This is a genomic window from Methanohalophilus sp. WG1-DM (assembly GCF_004104135.1).
Lineage (GTDB): Archaea > Halobacteriota > Methanosarcinia > Methanosarcinales > Methanosarcinaceae > Methanohalophilus > Methanohalophilus euhalobius.
This window is the reverse complement of the sequence record NZ_RRBA01000036.1, coordinates 1-849: the sequence shown is the minus strand read 5'-3', so window position 1 is coordinate 849 and position 849 is coordinate 1. Positions and strand designations below refer to the sequence as shown.

At 48.2% G+C, this 849-nt stretch carries 2 protein-coding genes; both read right to left on the bottom strand.

Going from position 1 to position 849, the window contains the following annotated elements; translation table 11 throughout:
• On the bottom strand, nucleotides 1–258 hold a 258-nt coding region (locus CI957_RS10295), incomplete at its 3' end, for a monomethylamine:corrinoid methyltransferase (RefSeq protein WP_128754798.1).
• Between the two features lie 18 nt (nucleotides 259–276).
• Nucleotides 277–849 (bottom strand): methyltransferase cognate corrinoid protein (locus CI957_RS10290; RefSeq protein ID WP_128754797.1); only part of this gene is annotated, 573 nt, incomplete at its 5' end.

Here is an 849-nt window from a genome sequence, read left to right as displayed (position 1 = left end):
GTATTTGACGATACGGTGGGTGTCGGTACACCAGATACCACAGTCCAGAAGCATCTCGAAACCGGCTTTGAACAGCCTTTCCATCTGGTCCTTGTCGGTTGGAACAAATTCCTTACCAAAGTCAAGATTGTATTTCTGCTTCAGTTCCATTGACTTCATCGGGATGGTCATTAAGTCCCAGTCATCCTGGGTGCATTTCTCACCGGTCTGGGCACGGTCATAAAAATCATAGCAAGTTACGGATTTGGTAAATGTCATAAATTAATCCTCCAGATTTTATTTCATTAAGTCAAGAGCCACGTTTGCTGCTTCTGCTGCGTTTTCTGCTGTTGCGTCAGCACCGATTTCCTTAATCCAGGAATCTGTGACCGGAGCTCCACCGAACATTACTTTTACAGAGTCACGCAGACCTTCTTCTTCGAGCAGACGCATGACGTCTTTCTGGCCGAGCATGGAAGTGGTCATAAGGGCAGAGCCGGAGAGCAGAAGTTTCTCGCCTTTGTGGGCTGCTACTTCTTCGATGACCTTGTCGTTGGGTACGTCAACACCCATGTCGATAACGGTGAAACCGTTTGCACCGAGCATGGTTGCAACAAGCCTGTGACCTATATCGTGGATGTCGCCTTCCTGGACGAACTTGATGCAGGTTCCAACGGATTCTGAGGTCTCATCTTCTGCAAGGATTGGATCTAGAATTTCCATGGCGGCTTTCATGGCCTTGGCAGACATCATTATCTGGGGAAGGTAGACTTCGGCGGCTTCGAATTTGTCACCGATGATCTTCATACCCACAGACAGACCATCATTGATGATCTCGAAAGGAGTTAAACCTGCATCCAGGGCTTCCTG